Below are 19,100 nucleotides of genomic sequence, written 5' to 3' on the forward strand. Positions count from 1 at the left end.
CCCGCGGCCTTCTCGGCGGAGGACGCGTTCTTGGTCGCCTTCTCGGCCTTGTCGGCCTTGGGGGCGGCCTTGCCGGTCTCGGCGGCGGCCTCGCTGTCGCCCGTACGGGCCTTGGAGGTCGTACGGCGCTTCGGCTTGGTCTCGGCGGCCGGGGCCTCGGCGGGCTTCTCGGAGCCGGAGCCTTGGCCCTGCTTCTCCTTGATGACCTCGATCAACTGGCCTTTGCGCATCCGCGCGGTGCCCTTGATGCCGAGGCTGGAGGCGAGCTGCTGGAGCTCCGCCAGGACCATGGCGTCGAGGCCCGTGCCCGAACGGCGCCGCCGGGAGGCACTGGCAGGGGCAGCACCGGTGGCAGGCGCGGCGGGAGCGTCCGTGGCGGGCGCGGAGGCATTGCCGACGGAGCCGTCGGCGGTCACGCCCATCAGATCGGTGGTGTCGCTCACGAAGGGGTCCTTCCCTGGAGCGGGCGTCGGCCTGTCTGGCTCGGCGACCGGTTGTGCTGTCCGGCTGCGGTCCTTGGCTTGCGGACCGGGCCGGGGCGGTGGTCCGCCGGTACGGCGGAAAGATCAATTCATGGTTCCGGCGTGAAGGAGATCAGAAGTGACGCATCACCCATGTCGCTCACGCCGATTCCGGAGCGTGCTCGAAACTGCTCAGGCAGGCTGCTCAGGCAGTTGGGGAGGCTCCCGGAAGAAATGCGGTCCCTGATCGGGACACAGAGCACCGCGCCGGTATGGCGTCGAGTGCAGACTTGAGGTTAACACTACCGGGTCCAACAAATATTCCCCCTCTCAAAGACCCACAACCGTGTGTCGTCAGGTGCCGAGCGGCAGAACGCTCGCCCCTTGGGCGTCGAGAGCCAGCCGGTTGGCCGCCCACCCCTCGCCCGCCAGCCGTGCGACCTTGTCGGCCGCACCGTCCTCGGTCAGCGCGAGCACCGTCGGGCCCGCGCCGGAGATGACCGCGGGGACGCCGTCCGCGCGCAGTCGGTTGACCAGGGCCACGCTGTCCGGCATCGCCGGGGCGCGGTACTCCTGGTGGAGCCGGTCCTCGGTGGCGGCCAGCAGCAGCTCGGGGCGCCTGGTCAGCGCCTCGACCAGGAGCGCCGCGCGGCCCGCGTTGGCCGCCGCGTCCACATGCGGGACGGTGCGCGGCAGCAGCCCGCGCGCGGTCTCGGTGAGCACCGCCTTGGCGGGCACGAAGACCACCGGAACGATGGAATCCGACGGCTGCATCCGGACCGCCCGCGCGGCTCCGGACTCCGTCCAGGCCAGTGTGAAGCCGCCGAGCAGGCAGGCGGCGACGTTGTCCGGGTGGCCCTCGATCTCGGTGGCCAGCTCCAGCAGCGCCGCGTCGTCCAGCCGCTCGGCCCCGCCTATGGTCACGGCCCTGGCGGCGACGATTCCGGCGCAGATCGCGGCGGAGGAGGAGCCGAGTCCGCGGCCGTGCGGGATGCGGTTGGCGCAGACCACTTCCAGGCCGCGCGGCTGCCCGCCGAGCAGGTCGAAGGCGGTGCGCAGGGCCCGTACGAGCAGATGGGCCTCGTCGCGCGGCAGCGTGTCCGCGCCCTCGCCGGCGATGTCGATGTGCAGCCCGGAGTCGGCCACCCTGACCACGACGTCGTCGTAGAGCCCGAGGGACAGGCCGAGGGCGTCGAAGCCGGGACCGAGATTGGCGCTGGTCGCGGGGACGCGCACTCGGACGGCGGCGGCGCGGAAGGCGGGACCGGCCATCGCTCGATGACTCTCCTTGGTATGACAGTCCGGTGACTGGGGGGTCGGGTGTGACTGGTGTGACTCAGTGGCAATGTGGGGCGGAGAAGGTACGAGCGCCCTCAAGGGGCCACGACCACCATGACGCACGGCGTCGGCAGGAGTCTGCGGCGGGGCGGATTGAGTACAGCCTATCGAAGGAAGGTTCTGCGGCGACATAGGGCGCACAGGAGGCGCACGATGCGTGTCGCACGCCGTCCTGTGCTCCATTGCTGACGTTACGGCAGGTTGTGCCCCGTAATCAGCGATACACGAGGCAGTCCCCGCCGGTTGTACGAGCCCGCGCTACGCGAACCGTACGAGCCGCGACCGTAGAAATCCGAGCCGTACGCGCCGGGGCCGGGCCCCGGCGTCGGGCCCGGAGCCGGTCAGGCGAGGCCGAGCCGCTGCGCCGCCGCGTCCGCGTCCACCGGGACCGTCACGGGCTGCGGCGCGCCGGCCACCGCCCAGTCGGGGTCCTTGAGCCCGTTCCCCGTCACCGTGCAGACGATGCGCTGGCCGGGGTCGACCTTGCCCTGCTCGGCTGCGCTCAGCAGCCCCGCGACGCTCGCCGCGGAGGCGGGCTCGACGAACACGCCCTCCTGCGAGGCCAACAGCCGGTAGGCGGAGAGGATCTGTCGGTCGGTCACCGCGTCGATGAGGCCGCCCGACTCGTCGCGCGCCTGCTCGGCGAAGTTCCAGGAGGCCGGATTGCCGATGCGAATGGCGGTGGCGATGGTGTGCGGGTCCTTGACGACCTCGCCGCGCACGATCGGCGCGGAACCGGAAGCCTGGAATCCCCACATCCGGGGCGTGCGCGAGGCGACCGCGTCGGCGGCGTATTCGCGGTACCCGCGCCAGTACGCGGTGATGTTGCCGGCGTTGCCGACGGGCAGGACGTGGATGTCGGGCGCGTCGCCGAGCGCGTCGACGATCTCGAACGCCGCGGTCTTCTGCCCCTCGATACGGGCCGGGTTCACCGAGTTGACCAGCGCCACCGGGTAGTTCTCGGAGAGGCCGCGGGCCAGCGTGAGGCAGTCGTCGAAGTTGCCGTCGACCTGGAGGATGCGCGCGCCGTGCACCAGCGCCTGGCCCATCTTGCCGAGCGCGATCTTGCCCTGCGGCACGAGCACGGCGCAGACCATTCCGGCCCGTACGGCGTAGGCGGCGGCCGAGGCGGAGGTGTTGCCGGTGGAGGCGCAGATGACGGCCTTCGCGCCCTCCTCCTTCGCCTGCGTGATGGCCATGGTCATGCCGCGGTCCTTGAAGGACCCGGTGGGGTTCGCGCCCTCGACCTTGAGGTGCACCTCGCAGCCGGTGCGCTCGGAGAGCACCTGGGCGGGTACGAGCGGCGTGCCGCCCTCGCGGAGCGAGACCACCGGGGTGTTCGCGTGGACCGGCAGCCGGTCCCGGTACTCCTCGATGATGCCGCGCCACTGGTGGGTGCCCGACAGCCGCGGACTGGTGATTGCAGACATTGCTTCCGTTACTCCCCTTCGACCCGCATGATGCTCGCGACACCCCGCACGGTGTCGAGCCTGCGCAGCGCCTCGACCGTCGCCGACAGGGCGGCGTCGGCCGCCCGGTGGGTGACGACGACCAGCGACGCCTCGCCGTCCTTGCCCTGCTGGCGGACCGTGTCGATCGACACGTCGTGCTCGGCGAAGACCGTGGCGACCTGGGCGAGCACGCCCGGCTTGTCGGCGACGTCGAGGCTGATGTGGTACCGCGTGACCACGTCGCCCATCGGACTCACGGGCAGCCGCGAGTAGGCGGACTCCCCCGGTCCGGTGGTCTCCGCCAGCCGGTTGCGGCAGGCCACGACAAGGTCGCCGAGGACAGCGGAGGCGGTCGGCGAGCCACCGGCGCCGGGCCCGTAGAACATCAGCTGCCCGGCCGCCTCGGCCTCGACGAAGACGGCGTTGTACGCCTCGCGCACGGAGGCCAGCGGGTGGCTCAGCGGGATCATCGCCGGGTGCACGCGGGCGGTGACCGACTTGCCGTCGGCGGCCCGCTCGCAGATGGCGAGGAGCTTGACCGTGCAGCCCATCCGCTTCGCGGACGCGATGTCGGCGGAGGTGACCTCGGTGAGGCCCTCACGGTGCACGTCGTCGAGGCGTACGCGCGTGTGGAAGGCGATTCCGGCCAGGATCGCGGCCTTGGCGGCGGCGTCGAACCCCTCGACGTCGGCGGTCGGGTCGGCCTCCGCGTACCCGAGGGCGGTGGCCTCGTCGAGCGCCTCGGAGTAGCCGGCTCCGCTGGAGTCCATCCGGTCGAGGATGAAGTTGGTCGTGCCGTTGACGATGCCCAGCACCCGGTTGACATTGTCGCCCGCGAGCGACTCGCGCAGCGGCCGTACGAGCGGGATCGCGCCGGCGACGGCGGCCTCGTAATAGAGGTCGGCGTTCTGCTTCTCGGCGGCGGCGTGCAGCGCGGCGCCGTCCTCGGCGAGCAGCGCCTTGTTGGCGGAGACGACGCTCGCGCCGTGCTCGAAGGCGGTGGTGATCAGGGTCCGGGCGGGCTCGATGCCGCCGATGACCTCGACGACCACGTCGATGTCGCCGCGTTTGACGAGCGCGGTGGCATCGGTGGTGATCAGCTCGGCGGGCACGCCGTCGCGCACCCGGCCGGGGCGGCGGACCGCGATCCCGGCGAGCTCGACCGGGGCGCCGATGCGCGCCGTGAGGTCGTCCGCGTGCGTCGTCATGATGCGCGCCACCTCTGAGCCGACAACACCACAGCCCAGCAGCGCCACTTTCAGCGGACGCGTACGCATCATCCGACCTCGTCTCTCATACATCTTCGGTGGTACACCAGTCTCACTCACCGGACGGGGGTTTCCGTCCCCCGTCCAGTATCCGAGATCGTTATTCCCGCGGGCCGAACGCCGTCCGGCTACGGCTTCCGCCGACCGTCAACCGCCGCTAACCGACATCAAGCCGCAGAAGATCTTCTTCCGTTTCCCGCCGGACGATGACGCGCGCCTCGCCATTCTTCACCGCGACGACGGGCGGGCGCAGGGCGTGGTTGTAGTTGCTGGCCATGGAGCGGCAGTACGCGCCCGTGGCGGGGACGGCGAGGAGGTCGCCGGGGGCGAGATCGGCGGGGAGGAAGGCGTCGCGCACGATGATGTCGCCGGATTCACAGTGCTTGCCGACGACGCGGGAGAGCATGGGCTCGGCGTCGGAGGAGCGGGAGACCAGGGCGACGGTGTAGTCGGCGTCGTAAAGGGCCGTACGAATGTTGTCGGACATGCCGCCGTCGACGGAGACATAGGTGCGCAGCCCGGCCAGCTCCTTGACCGTACCGACCTCATACAGCGTAAAAGCGGTGGGGCCGACAATGGCACGGCCGGGTTCGACGGAAAGCCGCGGCACGGCGAGCCCGGCGGCCTCGCACTCGCGGCCGACGATGTCGCCGAGCGCCTTGGCGATCTCGTGCGGCTCGCGGGGGTCGTCCTCGGAGGTGTAGGCGATGCCGAGGCCGCCGCCGAGGTCGATCTCGGGCAGCTCGACGCCGTGCTCGTCGCGCACCTCGGCGAGCAGCTGCACGACGCGGCGGGCGGAGACCTCGAAACCGGCCATGTCGAAGATCTGCGAACCGATGTGCGAGTGGATGCCGATGAGCTCCAGCCCGTCCAGCTTGAGCACCCGGCGCACGGCCTCGGCGGCCTGTCCGCCGGCGAGCGCGATGCCGAACTTCTGGTCCTCGTGCGCGGTGGCGATGAACTCGTGGGTGTGCGCCTCGACGCCGACCGTCACCCGGACCTGTACGCGCTGCCGCTTGCCGAGCCGCTCGGCGATGTGCGCGACGCGCACGATCTCCTGGAAGGAGTCGAGCACGATCCGCCCGACGCCGGCCTCGACAGCCCGGGTGATCTCCTCCGTGGACTTGTTGTTGCCGTGCAGGGCGATGCGCTCGGCGGGCATACCGGCGCCGAGGGCGGTGGCGAGCTCGCCGCCGGAGCAGACGTCGAGATTCAGCCCCTCCTCGGCGAGCCAGCGCACGACGGCGCGGGAGAGGAACGCCTTGCCGGCGTAGAAGACGTCGGCGTCGGCGCCGAACGCCTGCCGCCAGGCGCGGCAGCGGGCGCGGAAGTCGTCCTCGTCGAGGATGTAGGCGGGGCTGCCGAACTCCTCGGCGAGGTCCTTGACGCTGATCCCGCCGACGCTGACGACGCCGTCGGCGCCGCGCGCGACGGTACGGGCCCAGACCCGCGGATCGAGGGCGTTGAGGTCGGCGGCGGGAGCGGTGTAGTGCCCTTCGGGGAGCACGTCGGCGTGGCGGGGCCCGGCGGGGTGGGCGGAACGGCTCATGGTTTCGGGAGCTTCCCCTCAGAGAGGTGCGGAGTTCGGAGAGATGCGCGGGTCAGAGATGCGCGGGTGCGGTGATGCCGAGCTGGCGGAGGCCGTCTGCCAGCACGGCGCCGGTGGCCTCGACGAGGGCCAGCCGGGCGCGGTGGACGGCCGAGGGTTTCTCGTCGCCGCGAGGGAGGACGGGGCACTGGTGGTGCCAGCGGAGGAAGGCGTCGGCGAGGTGGGTGAGATAGCGAGCGAGGCGGGAGGGATCGGCGCGTGCGACGACCCGCTCCCGATCACCGAGCAGTCCAAGCAGCTCAGTGCTGCCGTCCAGCTCCCCCTCCCCGGGAGAGAACCCGAGGTCACGGGCGTTACGGAGGAGGGCCTGGGTACGGGAGTGGGCGTACCGGACGCGGAAGAGGGGGTTGGTCTCCCGCTGTACGAGCAGCTGGTCGCGGTCGAAGCCGGGGCTGGTGAGGAGGCTCCAGCGGGCGGCGTCGGGCCCGAGCCGGCGGACGAGGTGGGCGGGGGGCGAGAGCGGCAGGGCCGGGGAGGAAGGGGGGATGGCGCGGAGCTCTCGCAGAAGCGCGGCGTGGGCGGCGCCATCGAGGGTGATGTTCAAAAACCCGGGATTGGCGATATCCACGCTTCGAATACCCGGCTCGCGAACGAGCAGCCGCCGCAGCACTTCGGCGACGTCATGGGCGGGGCGGCCGGCGTCCTTGGCGAGCCGGAGGGCGATGTTGGTGGCGAAGTCTCCGCGGCCGGGGCGGGGCGGGGTACGCACGGTGACCCGCTCGGGCACGGGCGCGGCGAGCTCACCGGCGTCGACGGCACGGCGCACGACGCGCACCAGGGTGCGCGAGAGCTCAGCTGGGGTCACAGGACAAGCGTATGGGAGAACAGGGGTGCCCCCGCGAACAGGTTTCACCCTGCGGGACGCCCCACGGACTCCGGGTCCGCGCCACCGGGCGCGGCCGAGTCCGGCAGCCCGGCGTCCTCACCGTCGTCGTCCCCGCCCCTCCCCATGAGCCGCCGCACCAGCCGCACCATCTCGGCGGGCTCGAACGGCTTGGCCAAGAACGCGTCGACCCCGACCGCACGCCCGCTCTCCACTTCGGGCTGGGTGCAGGCGCTGATGATCGCGATCGGCAGCCGGCTGGTACGGGGATCGGCCCGCAGCCGGGCGGCGGTACGCAGCCCGTCGAGCCGGGGCATGACGACATCGAGCGTGACGACGTCGGGCCGTACGCGATGGATGATCTCCAGACATTCGGCACCATCGGCCGCGGTCACGACCTCGAACCCTTCGAGTTCGAGGTTGACCCTGATCAGCTGCCGGATCACCTTGTTGTCATCGACGACAAGGACCCGGCCGGTCGCGCCCGGCACAACTAGAGAGTAGGCGCGCACCTCCTGCTGCGTCCGGGTTTTCCCCACTTCCGCCATGCGAGGGAGCGCATCACGCCCGATCGGGAACGTAGGCCCATTCACCCGATACACCCCCATACCCCCACCCGCTCCCCTCCTCATCCCCCCACTCCCCCACCCACCCCACGGACCGCCCCGACCCCCGCAAATACCCGTTCCTGGGCACCCTCCGGAAGCTGGTAGTGTTCTACCCGTCGCCAGGCAAACGGGCGACACGCCCCCGTAGCTCAGGGGATAGAGCAACGGCCTCCGGAGCCGTGTGCGCAGGTTCGAATCCTGCCGGGGGCACCGCAGTTCAGGTGCCCAAAAGGCCCTCTGATCAGGCACTAGGCCAGATCGGAGGGCCTGCCGCTATATGCAGCGAGATGCCACCGAGAGCACCCTTAGGACACGCACCGCGGGACATACGCGGGATCGGACATTTAGCCCGCCAGTCGCCCAAGTCATTACATAGCGAACGCCCCGAGGTGTTCACCTCGGGGCGTTCAGAGTGATCATTATCACGCGTATTCAAGCAGCAGATCTTCGATGCGCTTGTTGGCTACGACGTGGCGTCCATGGAGACACTTGGCGTATCGGGCCAGCAGCACCTCAACAGTGTTGCCTGCACGTTCGGCGACCTCCGTGGGGTCGGCCCCAGCATTGAGCCACGTGGACAGCGCCGAGTGGCGCAGATCATACGGGCGGTCCGCCAAGGGGCTCTTGACCAGTTCGGGCGGCAGACCGAACTCTCGGGCTTCGGCCCACACGCGTGAGTAGGTAGAGGAGCCGACGAGGCCACCCCGCTCGTTGAAAAAGAGCCTTCCGTCATCGGCAGTGCCGAAGGTATCGATGCCGTACCGCCAGATCGCTACGAGCGGCGGCGGCAGGGGGATTGGCCGCACCTCTTCGGGTTCGCGGTTCTTCAGCCCGCGGTCATCGTGAACCTCGCCGGTCTTAGTCCACTTCTTGCCGGCGGTTGGGCGAGACCTGTGAAGGTTGGCCAGCCCCCAGCCTTCCTCGGGGAGATGGCAATCCGGGAGGGCGACAGCAACCGCCTCGGCCGGACGCATCCCCGCGTAGTACATGCCGGCGTACATCCCCACCAGCCGTCTCCCCCTGGCACGGCGGTAGCCGCCAACGTAGGAGACAGCGTCAAGCAGATTGCTGGCCTGCTTCGGGTTGGCTACGACCCGCGGGTCGACTGCGACGATCCGCGACGGCTTCTGCCACGAAACGGCCTTGACAGGATTCTCGGTGAACTCACCACGCTCGATGGCGTAACTGAGGGCATTGACCAATCCCTTGCGTTTACGCTTCACTGTCTCGCCCGCGGCTGCCGAACCGTCGAGTTTCAGCTTGAGCGCATCCAGCACACCTCGCATCACCACCGGATCGGCCAGGTCAGCGAGCGGCGGCGAGTTGCCTGCGATCCAGTCGAGCACCGCTCGGGCCTCCGGCGGAATGTCACGCTCGTCCGGCCCCGGAAGCAGGAACGCCCAGTCCCGCAAAGCCCGCTGCATGGCCATATCTGCCGGGCGCCCCGGACACTTCGGCATGAGCGCCTTGGTGACACCGGTCAGGGCCTCGTTGATCTCATCACGGTAATTGGGCGATGCATGGGGCCACTTCATGCGCAGGTACTCCTGCGCGAATGCGTACCACGTCAACGCCGGCGGCTTCTCCGCCATCGAGGGTGGAAAACCCGTCTCCGTGTCGAACTGCTCCCCGGCCTCTTGGGCCATGAGGAGCCGCGACCTCAGCTTGTCAGCAAGGCCCTTGGTGCGACGCGACCGTGATACCTCGCGCCCCGCCACGACCCAGCGAACCTCGAAGGTATCCTTCCCCCGGCGTGACTTTGCCCTGACGTCCCATATACGAACGTCGGTGGTTCTCAAATCGAAGCTCCCTCTCTCGTATGCAGCCATTCCATAAAGGCACTTCGCCAGACGCGCAGCTCACCATTGGGGAGTTTAAGCACCGCCGGACCGGTTCCCAATTCACGCCATCGGTAGAAGGTGCGACGTGAAACTCCCTTCAGCTCCCTCAGCACTTCGGGAACCGTCATCAGCTCATCTTCTGCCTTAGTGCCTCTCATTCGCCGACCTCAATGTCGAATACCCGTCTGTCGCAGCGTCCCGATGATCTCGCCGTGCCCCTACTGGAGCACCTCCAAGCAAAAGAGGCGGATAGCACAGTGCGCTGTTTTAGAGCAGGGCGGACCCAGGAGGGGCGCATGAGAGTTTCCTTATGGCAGGGGCGGAAGCAGACACGGTCCGCAATGGAACGGCAGGGGTATCGGGCGGGCGCCTCTCTCTTAGCTTCGGGTTCGGCCTTGTCGCCAGGAGGCACCGAGTGCAGCTGCGCGCCAGAAAGACGCTGTCCGCTCTGGTCCACCGCCAAGCAGCCGGTGCGGACTACATCCATGGTGTGGATGATCCCCGGTTTGGCTAACCGGGGATCATCGGTTATATAGGGGTGCTGTCGCGCGGAATCCTCTGCCCAGCGCAGGGTTGAGGGCTTACGAAGCCAGTCGGTACGACCGGAGAGCTGATGTCGCGCCGTCCGATTCCAGAACAAGGAAGCCTTCGTCAGTGAGACGGCGAAGGCTACGGACCACCGCTCGCTCGCCGACACCGATGGCGCGAGCAACCTGCCGAGTGGAGGCGCCAGGGTGGGCAGCGACGTGCGCGAGGACCGTGCGATCACGGTGATAGTCGCGCTGTACCTGGTCCTCCACAAAGAGGCCGGCTGCGCAGACGCAGAGGCACAAAGAAGTGACGAGGACGCCATGATCCCAGCGTCGTGACGCGGTCGAGGTTTCCAGGACGCCGAGGATGAAGAGAACCGGGGCGGTGAACCGCAGGGAACGCACGGTGGCTTTGGACAGGAGTACTCCTCGGGTCAGGGCTTCGTGGAAGCCTTCAGCGTCGAAGGGCCATCTCGGCTTTGGTGGCACCCAGTCGGCCGGCGCTCAAATTAAAGCCGCGCCTCGTGCCCTTCGACGGCCAGGTTTTTCGGGGACGTTATACGTTGGCATGGACTCCGCAGCAGGTTCCAGTCCTTCGAGGCTATTGCCTCTCTGCCGTGAGCGAATCTACTCCCGGCACGCGAGGTAGGCGGCCGTCATGCCCCTGAATGCCGACCTCGCTTAGCTCATCCTTTAGCTGCGCAACCGCTTAGTGGAACCAACATCGTCAGCTCGCCGGCATCGTCGATCCTCTGCGAATTTCCCGCATCCTCGACACAGACCAGAAATGACGGCTTGGCTGCGTGATGCGCCTACGCGCATAAGTACCACAAAGGAAATCGCCGTGCGTCAGCGCAGCGTCAGGCGGACGCAGCTTAGGAATTCTTACGCTGGTTGCTCACAGAACTTCTCTGTGCCCGACCGAGCAGGTATCTCCATCACGACCATCGCTATCTCAGCGGTCGGAACATCTCCGCGTGTGCGGAGCGGGCCCGGAGCCGTCGCGGTACGGGGTGCCGAACACCGGAACATCTCCGCATGTGCGGAGCGGACTCGGCGAGCGTCCAGTACTGGCGTCCGGACTGCGGAACATCTCCGCATGCGCGGAGCGGACGTCGCGGTGTCCTGGGGACCGTGGGCCGCCGACGGAACATCTCCGCATGCGCGGAGCGGACACCTTCCAAAGGCCCTTCATACCCTCCAGGACCGGAACATCTCCGCATGCGCGGAGCGGACGGGCACTTCATGCCTACTAGGTGCGCGGTGCACGGAACATCTCCGCATGCGCGGAGCGGACCGCGGCCTCAAGCGGCTCGCGCTGAACAACGACGGAACATCTCCGCATGCGCGGAGCGGACCCCTACGTGACCTGCACCGTTCAGAGGGCTTTTCCTTCCCTTTGCTCGGTAGCGTGAGGGGCGAGGGTGAGGAATCGGCAGCCGTAGGCGCGGACGCCGCCATCACCGACCCCGATCGGCGGCGCGCCGGAACATCTCCGCGTGCGCGGAGCGGATGCCGCTGTCCCCTGCCACCGCGTACCACTGATCCGGATCATCTCCGCGTGCGCGGAGCGGGCCCGAACGCGCTGCCCACGTCATGGGGCTCTCGCAGACTACCTCCGCGCGCGCAAGCGGACGCGTGCCCAGCGTGGCACCTGTGGTGGCGCGGTACCTCCCGCCCGCACGGAGCGCGTGAGGCCCTCCGGAACCCCAAGGAGGGGGTTTCGGCCAGCGGGCAGGGCGGACATCGGCCAACCTGAACTCAGTTTCCCTGGCCGCACCTTGGGGCTACGCCCACCGCTACGCTCATCTCAAGGATCACGGGTATGTGGTAGCTCGCAACTTGAGCGTGGGAGACGTGATCGCTGCCGAGGAGGGGACATGGAGGAGGATCCGGGTCCGTCGGGCGGAACGCCCGGTGGCGGGCGCGCGGTTGTGGGACTTCGGGGCTTCGTCATCCTGATCGTTGCAGGTGCCGCGGGTGTGCTGACGGGGCGTCACCTGGGGGTCGGTATCGGCATCGTCCTGGCGTGTGTCACAGCCGGCTGGCTGAACTGGTGGCTGGGCGACTGAGGCGCCACGGTCCGGTCCCCGTCGGGTGGCGGCCGTCGTGCCGTTCAACAGCTCGTGTACCAGCGCTGACCTGCGCTGAGGGGGGATTCGCTCCGCGTTGTCAGTGGGGGCGTGTAGACATGGAGGCTGTTGCTCGGTGCCTGGCTCCGCGGGAGCGGGGTGCCGGGTTCTGGTCCGTGCGGGAGCGGGTGAGAGTACGTGCCTTTCAACCTGGCTGATGATCCATGGCTGCCAGTGATCCTGACGGACGGCGGGACGGCGGAGCTGTCCCTGCGCGAGGTGCTGGTGCGCGCCCATGAGGTGCGTGCCCTGCCCCTGGATGCGCCGTCGCAGGTTCCGCCGGTGCTGCGGGTGTTGCTGGCCGTGGTGCACCGGGCGCTGCGCGGGCCGGCTGATGACGGCCAGTGGCGCGTCTGGTGGGACCGGGGGGCGTTCGACGCGCAGCGTGTGGAGGCGTATCTGGAGGAGCAGCGGGGGCGGTTCGCGTTGTTCGATGCGCGGGCCCCGTTCCTGCAGTGCGGCGGGCTCCAGGCGCTGAATGGGAAGACGAAGACGGCCGCTTTGCTGGTGCCGCACGTGGCCAGCGGCCACAATGTTCCCCTGTTCTCCGCCCAACGCGACGCTGTCCCGGATGCGTTGAGTCCGGCGCAGGCGGCCCGGTGGCTGCTGCACGCCCATGCCTGGGACACCGCGGCGATCAAGACCGGTGCGGTGGGCGACGAGCAGGCGAAGTTGGGTAAGACGCTGGTCAACCCGGTTGGTTCGCTGGGCCAGTTGGGTGTGGTGATGCCGGTGGGCCCGACGCTGTGGCACACCCTGATGTGCAACCTCCTGCCCCTGCCGCCCGCGGACCCCGAGGCCGCGGAAGGGGAGGGGGACCGGCCGGTGTGGGAGCGCCCGCCGCTGACCCCCCAGTGGAGGGAGCGGGTGCCGGCGGGGCCGCTGGACTTGTTCACCTGGCCCGCGCGCCGCATCCGCCTGATTCCCGAACCCGATGGTGCCGGGGGTGTGGTGGTGCGGCAGGTGGTGGTGTGCGCCGGGGACCGGATCTCCTGGGCCCAGGGGCCGGATCTGCGGAACTGGATGCTCAGCGAGCCGCATTCGGCGTGGAAGCGCAGCACCAACCTGGAGCGCAAGCGGAAGTATCCGCTGGTGTACTGGCCGGTGCGGCACCGGGTGGAGCGGCAGCTGTGGCGCGGGCTCGGCCCGCTGCTGGCCCGCGCGGAACTCACCACCGCCGCCGGGGAGAAGGACGCGCCCGCGGTGCGGGGGCCGGCCGTGCTGGTGCGGCTGGGCAGCCGGGAGCGGAGGGCGGCGCTGCGCGGGATGCCGCTGCGGATCCTGGCGGCCGGGTTCGAGTACGGCAACCAGAGCGCGGTGATCGACGAGGCGTACGCGGATGTGCTGCCGCTGCCCGTCGCCCTCCTCTCGGCGCAGGACGCCGTGTGGCGCGACACCGTGCTGGAGGCCGTCGAGGCGAGCGAGAACGGCGTGCGCGCCGTGGCCTATCTGGCGGAGAACCTGGCGGTGGCGGCAGGCTGCCGCCGCAGCGAGGAGGGCCTGCTGGCCGGCCACCGGGAGCGGGCCCGCGAGGAAGCGTACGCCGCCCTGGACGCCCCCTTCCGCCGCTGGCTCGCCTCCCTCGACCCCGACGGCGCGAGCGACCCCGAGGAGGTCCTCGACCAGTGGGCCCGCGAGGCCCGCGGCATCCTGCGCACCCGCGCCGGCGCCCTGCTCTCCTCCGTACCTCCGGCCGCCTTCCACGGCCAGGAGGCGGGCGAGGACGAGGAGAGCCAGACCATGGACGCCGCCCTCGCCGAGATCTTCTTCCACCGCGCCCTGCACAAGGCCCTGCGCGAACTCCTCGCCACCGCAACCGACGACGTGCCCGACGATCCGACCGAACTGGAGCCCCTCGCATGAGCGCCCCGCCCCCCACCGCTGCCAACCAGGCGCCGGCGTGGCATGCCCGGCTCGCCCGGCAGCTGAAGGCGATCGACCGCGACCCGGGCCTTGCGGCCGCGTGCCGCCGGGGCTGCAACACCGAGCCCCTGGACGTCCTCGACATGCACGGCCCCCTCTCCTACGTCCTCGAAGGCGACGAGGACACGCCCCTGGCCGACTATGTGCCGCCGTGGCGGCGGGAGGAAGTGTGCGCCGCCGCCCACTACACCCTGGCCCTGTACGCCTGCCACCGGCAGTCCGCAACCGCCCCCGTCCACCGGTACGGCGTCACGCTGGGCGAAGCCGTGCGCCGGCTGCAGGCCGCCATGCCCTCCAAGGGCGGCGCCGCCACGCGTTTCCGCGCCGCCCTGAGCGCCGACACCACCGACGAACTCACCAGCCACCTGAGGTTTTTGGTGTCCCTGCTGCGCACCTACAGCATCGCGCTGGACTACGTCGCGCTCGCCGACGCCCTCGCCGCCTGGCAGCATCCCGCGCGCCGCAACGGACTGCGCCGCCGCTGGGGGATGGAGTTCCGCCGCACCCCGCCCAAGACCTCTGCCGCCGATTCTTCGACCGCCTCGCCCCAGGAGTAGCGCCGTGCCCTTCCTCGACATCCACATCCTGCAGAACGTGCCCCCCTCCAACATCAACCGTGACCAGGACGGGAGTCCGAAAAGCGCCCGGTTCGGCGGGGTCAAGCGGGCCCGGGTCTCCTCCCAGGCATGGAAGCGCGCCGCCCGCACCGCCTTCGAGGCCGACCCGGTCCTCGCCGGCGAGGACGCCCTGCGCACCCGGCAGCTGCCGCAGGTGATCGCCGACCGGCTCGCCCAGCGCGTCCCGGCCCTGGCCGGCCGGGCGGACGCGGTGGGCATGGCCGCCGCCACCGCGATGTTCAAGGTCGCCGCGAAGAAGCCGGACACCAAGGCCAAGAAAACCCAGGACGAAGGGGAGGAGACGGGGACGGGGCGTCCGGTCACCGAATACCTGCTCTTCCTGGGCAGCACCCAGATCGACCGCGTGGTCGACGCCCTCGCCGCCCAGGCCGACGCCCTCGCCGCCGCCACCGACACAGCCCTGCCCAAGGCCCTGGAACCGCTGGACCTGCGGAGCCTGGCGGTCAGCGGGCACCCCGGGGCCGTGGCCCTGTTCGGGCGGATGGTCGCCAACTCCCCGGACACCGGCGTCGACGCCGGCTGCCAGGTCGCCCACGCCCTCTCCACCCACCAGACCGTCACGGAATTCGACTACTTCACCGCCGTCGACGACCAGCCGCAGGACGACAACAAGGGCGCCGGCATGATCGGCTCACTGGAGTTCAACTCCGCCACCCTCTACCGCTACGCCACCCTCGACCTGCGCACCCTGCACGCCAACCTCGACGGCCAGCACAACAACACCCTCAAGACGGCCCTCGGCTTCGTCCGCGCCTTCGCCACCAGCATGCCCACCGGCAAGGCCAACACCTTCGCCCACCACACCCGGCCCGACGTCATCATCCTGACCCTGCGCGAGGACCGCCCGGTCAGCCACGTCAGCGCCTTCGAACGCCCCGTCACCGCCGAGACCGGCGGCTACCTCGCCGCCTCCGCCATGGCCCTCTTCCAGCACATCGCCGACCAGAACACCCAGTGGGACGACACCCCCCGCTGGACCGCCGCCGTCTACCCGCCCACCCTCACCAAGCCCACCACCGGTAAGAGCGTGCTGCCCGAACGCCACACCTGGAAGGAGGCCCTCGACCAGGCCGAACAACAGCTGACGGCCGTCCTCGCCGAGGCGGCGCGGGCCGCGTGAGCGTCCTGATCGTGCGGCTGGCCGGACCGCTGCAGTCCTGGGCCACCAACAGCCGCCACTACCGGCGCAGCACCCTGCCCTACCCCACCAAATCCGGCATCCTCGGCCTCCTCGCCGCCGCCTGCGGCATCCCCCGCGACGGCAGCGGCTCCCGCACCACCCCCGTCACCCCCACCGACCTGGCCCACCTGCTCCTGGCCGTACGCATCGACCAGCCCGGCGAACTCCTCGTCGACTACCAGACCGTCAGCGGCGCCTCCCACGCCCCCACCGACCCCGCCCACCAACGCCTGCCCACCGCCGACGACGGACGCCTGCGCGCCAAGGACTCCACCAAAATCACCCGCCGCCACTACCAGGCCGACGCCGCCTACACCGGCTACCTCGACGGCGACCCCACCCTCCTCACCCACCTCGCCCACGCCCTGCTCCACCCCCGCTACGCCCCCTTCCTCGGCCGCCGCTCCTGCCCGCCCAGCCGCCCCCTGCTCATCGGCGTCGACCACCAGACCGACCTCCACCACGCCCTGCACCACACCCCCTGGCAGGCCGCCGAACACGAAATCGCCCGCCACCGCGCCCGCCGCACCCCCACCGTCTGCCTCGCCACCGTCACCGACGACCCCGCCGGCACCGACACCCTCCCCGACCAGCCCGACCCCACCGCCCCGCCCTTCCGCCCCCGCTACACCGAACGCACCGTCACCCACAGCCACATCACCCTCCCCATCCCCCCAGCACCCAACAGCCGGCCCGACCCGGCCGGACCCGCCGCCCACGACCCCTTCGAACTGTTCGCCTGACAGGACCACCGCCATGTACCTGACCCGCGCCTACCTCAACCCCCGCCGCCAAGGCGCCATCAAACTCATCGGCAACCCCCGCGCCCTGCACGCCCTGATCATGGGCTGCTTCCCCGACCAGCCCCCCACACCCCCCGACCAACCCTCCCCCCGCATCCTGTGGCGCCTGGACGGCGACGACACCCGCCGCCCCATCCTGTGGACCGTCTCCCCCACCCGCCCCGACCTCACCCAGCTCATCGAAGACGCCGGCTGGCCCACCGCCCAAACCCCCCAATGGGAAAGCAAGCCCTACACCCCCCTCCTCGACCGCCTCCAGACCGGCCAGCGCTACGCCTTCCGCCTGACCGCCTCCCCCACCCACCGCCAGCCCTCCCCCGGACCCAACCAGCGCGGCCGCCGCATCCCCCACACCACCGCACGCCACCAACTGCGCTGGCTCACCGACAAAGCCCCCCACCACGGCTTCACCATCCCCCCCGCCGGCACCCCCCACGACATCGGCCCCGACGGCGAAGTCCCCCTCCAGCTCCAGCTCCGCCACCGCGCCAAAAACACCTTCGCCAAACACGACCACCACAACCAGCCCATCCGCGTCGCCCTCACCACCGCCACCTACGAAGGCACCCTCCACATCACCGACCCCCAAGCCCTCCGCACCCTCCTCACCACCGGCATCGGCCAAGGCCGCGCCTACGGCTGCGGACTCCTCACCCTCGCCCCCCACCCCGCCCAGCAAAGAAACGGCAATGCCCTCTGAACGGCGCAGGTCACGAAGGGTCCGCTCCGCGCACGCGGAGATGTTCCGATCGACAAGAGGGTCACACTGTGGCCATTGGCGTCCGCTCCGCGCACGCGGAGATGTTCCGATCATCCGCTTCACCCACCCCGAGGTCGAGGAGTCCGCTCCGCGCACGCGGAGATGTTCCGTACAGGGGCGAACCGAGCGGCACCGTGGAGGCGTCCGCTCCGCGCACGCGGAGATGTTCCGATCGCCAGCGCCTCGGCCGTGGTCTTCCGAGAGTCCGCTCCGCGCACGCGGAGATGTTCCGCTGAGCTGGGGCACGAGGTGACGGTTGACGATGTCCGCTCCGCGCACGCGGAGATGTTCCGGTCGGCTTGGTCGACTTCGACCCGCAGGGCAAGTCCGCTCCGCGCACGTGGAGGTGTTCCGGCCGGCACCTCCCGCGTGGTCACTGCCCACGTCGTCCGCTCCGCGCACGCGGAGATGTTCCGGGCCAGCTCCTCGACCGGCAGATCGCCGCGCTGTCCGCTCCGCGCACGCGGAGATGTTCCGCGCGTGGCAATCGGCAACAACAAGGGCGGCGCGTCCGCTCCGCGTACGCGGAGATGTTCCGCTTTTAGCCAGGCGACGCACATCACGTGGCTTGTCCGCTCCGCGCACGCGGAGATGTTCCCTCGGCTACGACCAGGGGGAGCGGGAGACCGCTGCCCGCTCCGCACACGCGGAGGTGTTCCGTACGCCGGTCCGGCGGCCAACTCCCTGAGCGTGTCCGCTCCGCGCACGCGGAGATGCTCCGGCGATGAACCCGCGGTGTGCGGGCACCCGGTGGTCTGCTCCACATACGCGGAGATGTTCCGCCGCCCTTCGTCGTGCGGCTCAGTACGAAGTCGTCTGCTCCGCACACGCGGAGATGGTCTGCCATCAATACATACGCCTTGCCAGGTGTCAGCCCGGAGAGGCTGCCCTTCAGGTGACGGTCAGGCCGTCGCGGGGGTCGTAGGTGAGGGTGACGTCGGCCAGCCGCAGTGGGCTGCCGTCGGCGGGCAGCAGCAGGACGCGGGCCGAGGCCAGCCACGGCGACCCCTTCCACGCCTCGGGCGTCACCACGGCATCCTGGGCCGCCTCCGTCAGCGCTTTGGAGGAGCCCGGCAGCCGGATCGCCTGATCCAGCACCACCTCGACCTGGGGTGCCTCCGGCAACCGGTCCAGCGGCACCACAGCCTCGATTCCCTGCGAGACGGTACGGGCCGTGGCGTCGGTGGCGCCGGCCCGGAGCAGGATGACTTCCAGCGACGGCGGGCCCAGCCGCACCAGGGCCTGCACCCGCGGGCTGTTCTCGTCGTCGTCCCCGCTCAGCGGCGCGCCCTCCTGCAGGTCGGCCAGGCTCTCCGCGGCGTGCGGGTCCTTCAGCGCGACGGCGCGCGCCTTCAGCCGCATCTGCTGCCGCTCCTCCTCCGTCTCCGCGGCGGCCGCCGCGAGGGCCTCCTGCCAGGATTCCGGGCCCACCGCCGCGTCGCCGTACACGCGGTCGACGAGCTCGGGGATGTCCGGCGGCAGCTCCAGGCCCTCCCGGCCGCGCAGGACGGCCGCGGTGCGCCACAGCAGGTGCTCCCCGTAGACCGCCCGCGACCCGCCCGGCACCGCCGGCGGCCCGTCCGGGCGGCTGCGGTAGCCGGTCACCACCACGCGGGCCTCCCGCAGCACCTCCGGTCGAACGGCATCATGGCGGTGCATCCGGCCGATCCGCTGGAACAGCAGATCGATCGGGCACAGGTCGGTGACCAGCGCGTCGAAGGAGACGTCCAGGGAC

General features: G+C 70.3%; 16 protein-coding genes, 1 tRNA gene, 1 pseudogene and 2 CRISPR repeat arrays. Of the genes and pseudogenes, 7 read left to right on the top strand and 11 right to left on the bottom strand.

The genetic code is table 11. The annotated features are described in order from the left end of the window. From ACFU99_RS08170 to ACFU99_RS08200, 7 genes are all read right to left on the bottom strand, one after another. On the bottom strand, window positions 1-443 hold a 443-nt coding region (locus tag ACFU99_RS08170), incomplete at its 3' end, for a Rho termination factor N-terminal domain-containing protein (RefSeq protein ID WP_384387548.1). Between the two features lie 372 nt (window positions 444-815). Beyond that, window positions 816-1,733: a homoserine kinase gene (thrB, locus tag ACFU99_RS08175; RefSeq protein WP_384387551.1), complete on the bottom strand. Its 918-nt coding sequence runs from the start codon at window positions 1,731-1,733 to the stop codon at window positions 816-818. A gap of 407 nt (window positions 1,734-2,140) precedes the next feature. Beyond that, complete coding sequence (gene thrC, locus ACFU99_RS08180) at window positions 2,141-3,229, bottom strand: threonine synthase (RefSeq protein WP_384387554.1); 1,089 nt, start codon at window positions 3,227-3,229, stop codon at window positions 2,141-2,143. A gap of 8 nt (window positions 3,230-3,237) precedes the next feature. Then, window positions 3,238-4,530: a homoserine dehydrogenase gene (locus ACFU99_RS08185; RefSeq protein WP_384387557.1), complete on the bottom strand. Its 1,293-nt coding sequence runs from the start codon at window positions 4,528-4,530 to the stop codon at window positions 3,238-3,240. 145 nt (window positions 4,531-4,675) lie between these two features. Next, the gene (lysA, locus tag ACFU99_RS08190) at window positions 4,676-6,067 is read right to left on the bottom strand and encodes a diaminopimelate decarboxylase (RefSeq protein WP_384387560.1); all 1,392 of its coding nucleotides are present in this window, start codon (window positions 6,065-6,067) and stop codon (window positions 4,676-4,678) included. A gap of 52 nt (window positions 6,068-6,119) precedes the next feature. Beyond that, window positions 6,120-6,932: an ArgS-related anticodon-binding protein NrtL gene (gene nrtL, locus ACFU99_RS08195; protein ID WP_384387563.1), complete on the bottom strand. Its 813-nt coding sequence runs from the start codon at window positions 6,930-6,932 to the stop codon at window positions 6,120-6,122. Window positions 6,933-6,976: 44 nt separating this feature from the next. Next, window positions 6,977-7,498 carry a response regulator gene (locus ACFU99_RS08200; RefSeq protein WP_384387566.1) on the bottom strand — a complete coding sequence of 174 codons (522 nt, stop codon included), beginning with the start codon at window positions 7,496-7,498 and terminating at the stop codon, window positions 6,977-6,979. A gap of 198 nt (window positions 7,499-7,696) precedes the next feature. Between ACFU99_RS08200 and ACFU99_RS08205 the strand changes: the two genes are divergently transcribed. Next, window positions 7,697-7,768 (top strand) — tRNA-Arg (locus ACFU99_RS08205). Between the two features lie 212 nt (window positions 7,769-7,980). On the opposite strand, the gene ACFU99_RS08210 is transcribed toward ACFU99_RS08205, so the two are convergent. From ACFU99_RS08210 to ACFU99_RS08220, 3 genes are all read right to left on the bottom strand, one after another. Next, on the bottom strand, window positions 7,981-9,357 hold the full coding sequence (locus ACFU99_RS08210; RefSeq protein ID WP_384387569.1) for a tyrosine-type recombinase/integrase: 1,377 nt from the start codon (window positions 9,355-9,357) through the stop codon (window positions 7,981-7,983). Continuing rightward, window positions 9,354-9,527 carry a helix-turn-helix transcriptional regulator gene (locus ACFU99_RS08215; RefSeq protein WP_384387572.1) on the bottom strand — a complete coding sequence of 58 codons (174 nt, stop codon included), beginning with the start codon at window positions 9,525-9,527 and terminating at the stop codon, window positions 9,354-9,356. The genes ACFU99_RS08210 and ACFU99_RS08215 overlap by 4 nt, the downstream gene beginning before the upstream one ends. Window positions 9,528-9,980: 453 nt before the next feature. After that, window positions 9,981-10,418: a winged helix-turn-helix domain-containing protein gene (locus ACFU99_RS08220; RefSeq protein ID WP_384387575.1), complete on the bottom strand. Its 438-nt coding sequence runs from the start codon at window positions 10,416-10,418 to the stop codon at window positions 9,981-9,983. A gap of 474 nt (window positions 10,419-10,892) precedes the next feature. Next, a CRISPR array of direct repeats spans window positions 10,893-11,287; the repeat unit is 29 nt; unit sequence CGGAACATCTCCGCATGCGCGGAGCGGAC. A gap of 522 nt (window positions 11,288-11,809) precedes the next feature. Between ACFU99_RS08220 and ACFU99_RS08225 the strand changes: the two genes are divergently transcribed. The 6 genes from ACFU99_RS08225 (at window position 11,810) to cas6e (ending at window position 17,305) form a co-directional block, all read left to right on the top strand. Continuing rightward, the gene (locus tag ACFU99_RS08225; protein ID WP_384387578.1) at window positions 11,810-12,001 is read left to right on the top strand and encodes a hypothetical protein; all 192 of its coding nucleotides are present in this window, start codon (window positions 11,810-11,812) and stop codon (window positions 11,999-12,001) included. A 198-nt stretch (window positions 12,002-12,199) separates the two neighbouring features. Then, window positions 12,200-13,924, top strand: a complete 1,725-nt coding sequence (casA, locus tag ACFU99_RS08230; protein WP_384387581.1) for a type I-E CRISPR-associated protein Cse1/CasA — start codon at window positions 12,200-12,202, stop codon at window positions 13,922-13,924. Further along, window positions 13,921-14,541, top strand: a complete 621-nt coding sequence (casB, locus tag ACFU99_RS08235) for a type I-E CRISPR-associated protein Cse2/CasB (protein ID WP_384387583.1) — start codon at window positions 13,921-13,923, stop codon at window positions 14,539-14,541. The genes casA and casB overlap by 4 nt, the downstream gene beginning before the upstream one ends. A 4-nt stretch (window positions 14,542-14,545) precedes the next feature. Continuing rightward, window positions 14,546-15,742: a type I-E CRISPR-associated protein Cas7/Cse4/CasC gene (cas7e, locus tag ACFU99_RS08240; RefSeq protein ID WP_384387586.1), complete on the top strand. Its 1,197-nt coding sequence runs from the start codon at window positions 14,546-14,548 to the stop codon at window positions 15,740-15,742. Next, window positions 15,739-16,545 carry a type I-E CRISPR-associated protein Cas5/CasD gene (gene cas5e / locus ACFU99_RS08245; RefSeq protein ID WP_384387589.1) on the top strand — a complete coding sequence of 269 codons (807 nt, stop codon included), beginning with the start codon at window positions 15,739-15,741 and terminating at the stop codon, window positions 16,543-16,545. Before cas7e ends, cas5e begins: the two co-directional genes overlap by 4 nt. A 13-nt stretch (window positions 16,546-16,558) precedes the next feature. Beyond that, the gene (cas6e, locus tag ACFU99_RS08250) at window positions 16,559-17,305 is read left to right on the top strand and encodes a type I-E CRISPR-associated protein Cas6/Cse3/CasE (protein ID WP_384387591.1); all 747 of its coding nucleotides are present in this window, start codon (window positions 16,559-16,561) and stop codon (window positions 17,303-17,305) included. A gap of 19 nt (window positions 17,306-17,324) precedes the next feature. Then, a CRISPR array of direct repeats spans window positions 17,325-18,208; the repeat unit is 29 nt; unit sequence GTCCGCTCCGCGCACGCGGAGATGTTCCG. A 48-nt stretch (window positions 18,209-18,256) separates the two neighbouring features. Here the strand turns inward: cas6e and ACFU99_RS08255 are convergent. Further along, a pseudogene (locus ACFU99_RS08255) lies at window positions 18,257-19,100 on the bottom strand (CRISPR-associated helicase/endonuclease Cas3); the annotation flags it as partial.

It is taken from the genome of Streptomyces sp. NPDC057654 (assembly GCF_042800135.1).
Classification (GTDB): domain Bacteria; phylum Actinomycetota; class Actinomycetes; order Streptomycetales; family Streptomycetaceae; genus Streptomyces.

Coding starts and splice junctions, on each gene's coding strand:
- thrC (WP_384387554.1), bottom strand. CDS start 3,229: ATGTCTGCAATCACCAGTCCGCGGCTGTCGGGCACCCACCAGTGGCGC.
- ACFU99_RS08215 (WP_384387572.1), bottom strand. CDS start 9,527: ATGACGGTTCCCGAAGTGCTGAGGGAGCTGAAGGGAGTTTCACGTCGC.
- ACFU99_RS08185 (WP_384387557.1), bottom strand. CDS start 4,530: ATGATGCGTACGCGTCCGCTGAAAGTGGCGCTGCTGGGCTGTGGTGTT.
- lysA (WP_384387560.1), bottom strand. CDS start 6,067: ATGAGCCGTTCCGCCCACCCCGCCGGGCCCCGCCACGCCGACGTGCTC.
- casB (WP_384387583.1), top strand. CDS start 13,921: ATGAGCGCCCCGCCCCCCACCGCTGCCAACCAGGCGCCGGCGTGGCAT.
- thrB (WP_384387551.1), bottom strand. CDS start 1,733: ATGGCCGGTCCCGCCTTCCGCGCCGCCGCCGTCCGAGTGCGCGTCCCC.
- ACFU99_RS08200 (WP_384387566.1), bottom strand. CDS start 7,498: ATGGCGGAAGTGGGGAAAACCCGGACGCAGCAGGAGGTGCGCGCCTAC.
- cas6e (WP_384387591.1), top strand. CDS start 16,559: ATGTACCTGACCCGCGCCTACCTCAACCCCCGCCGCCAAGGCGCCATC.
- ACFU99_RS08225 (WP_384387578.1), top strand. CDS start 11,810: ATGGAGGAGGATCCGGGTCCGTCGGGCGGAACGCCCGGTGGCGGGCGC.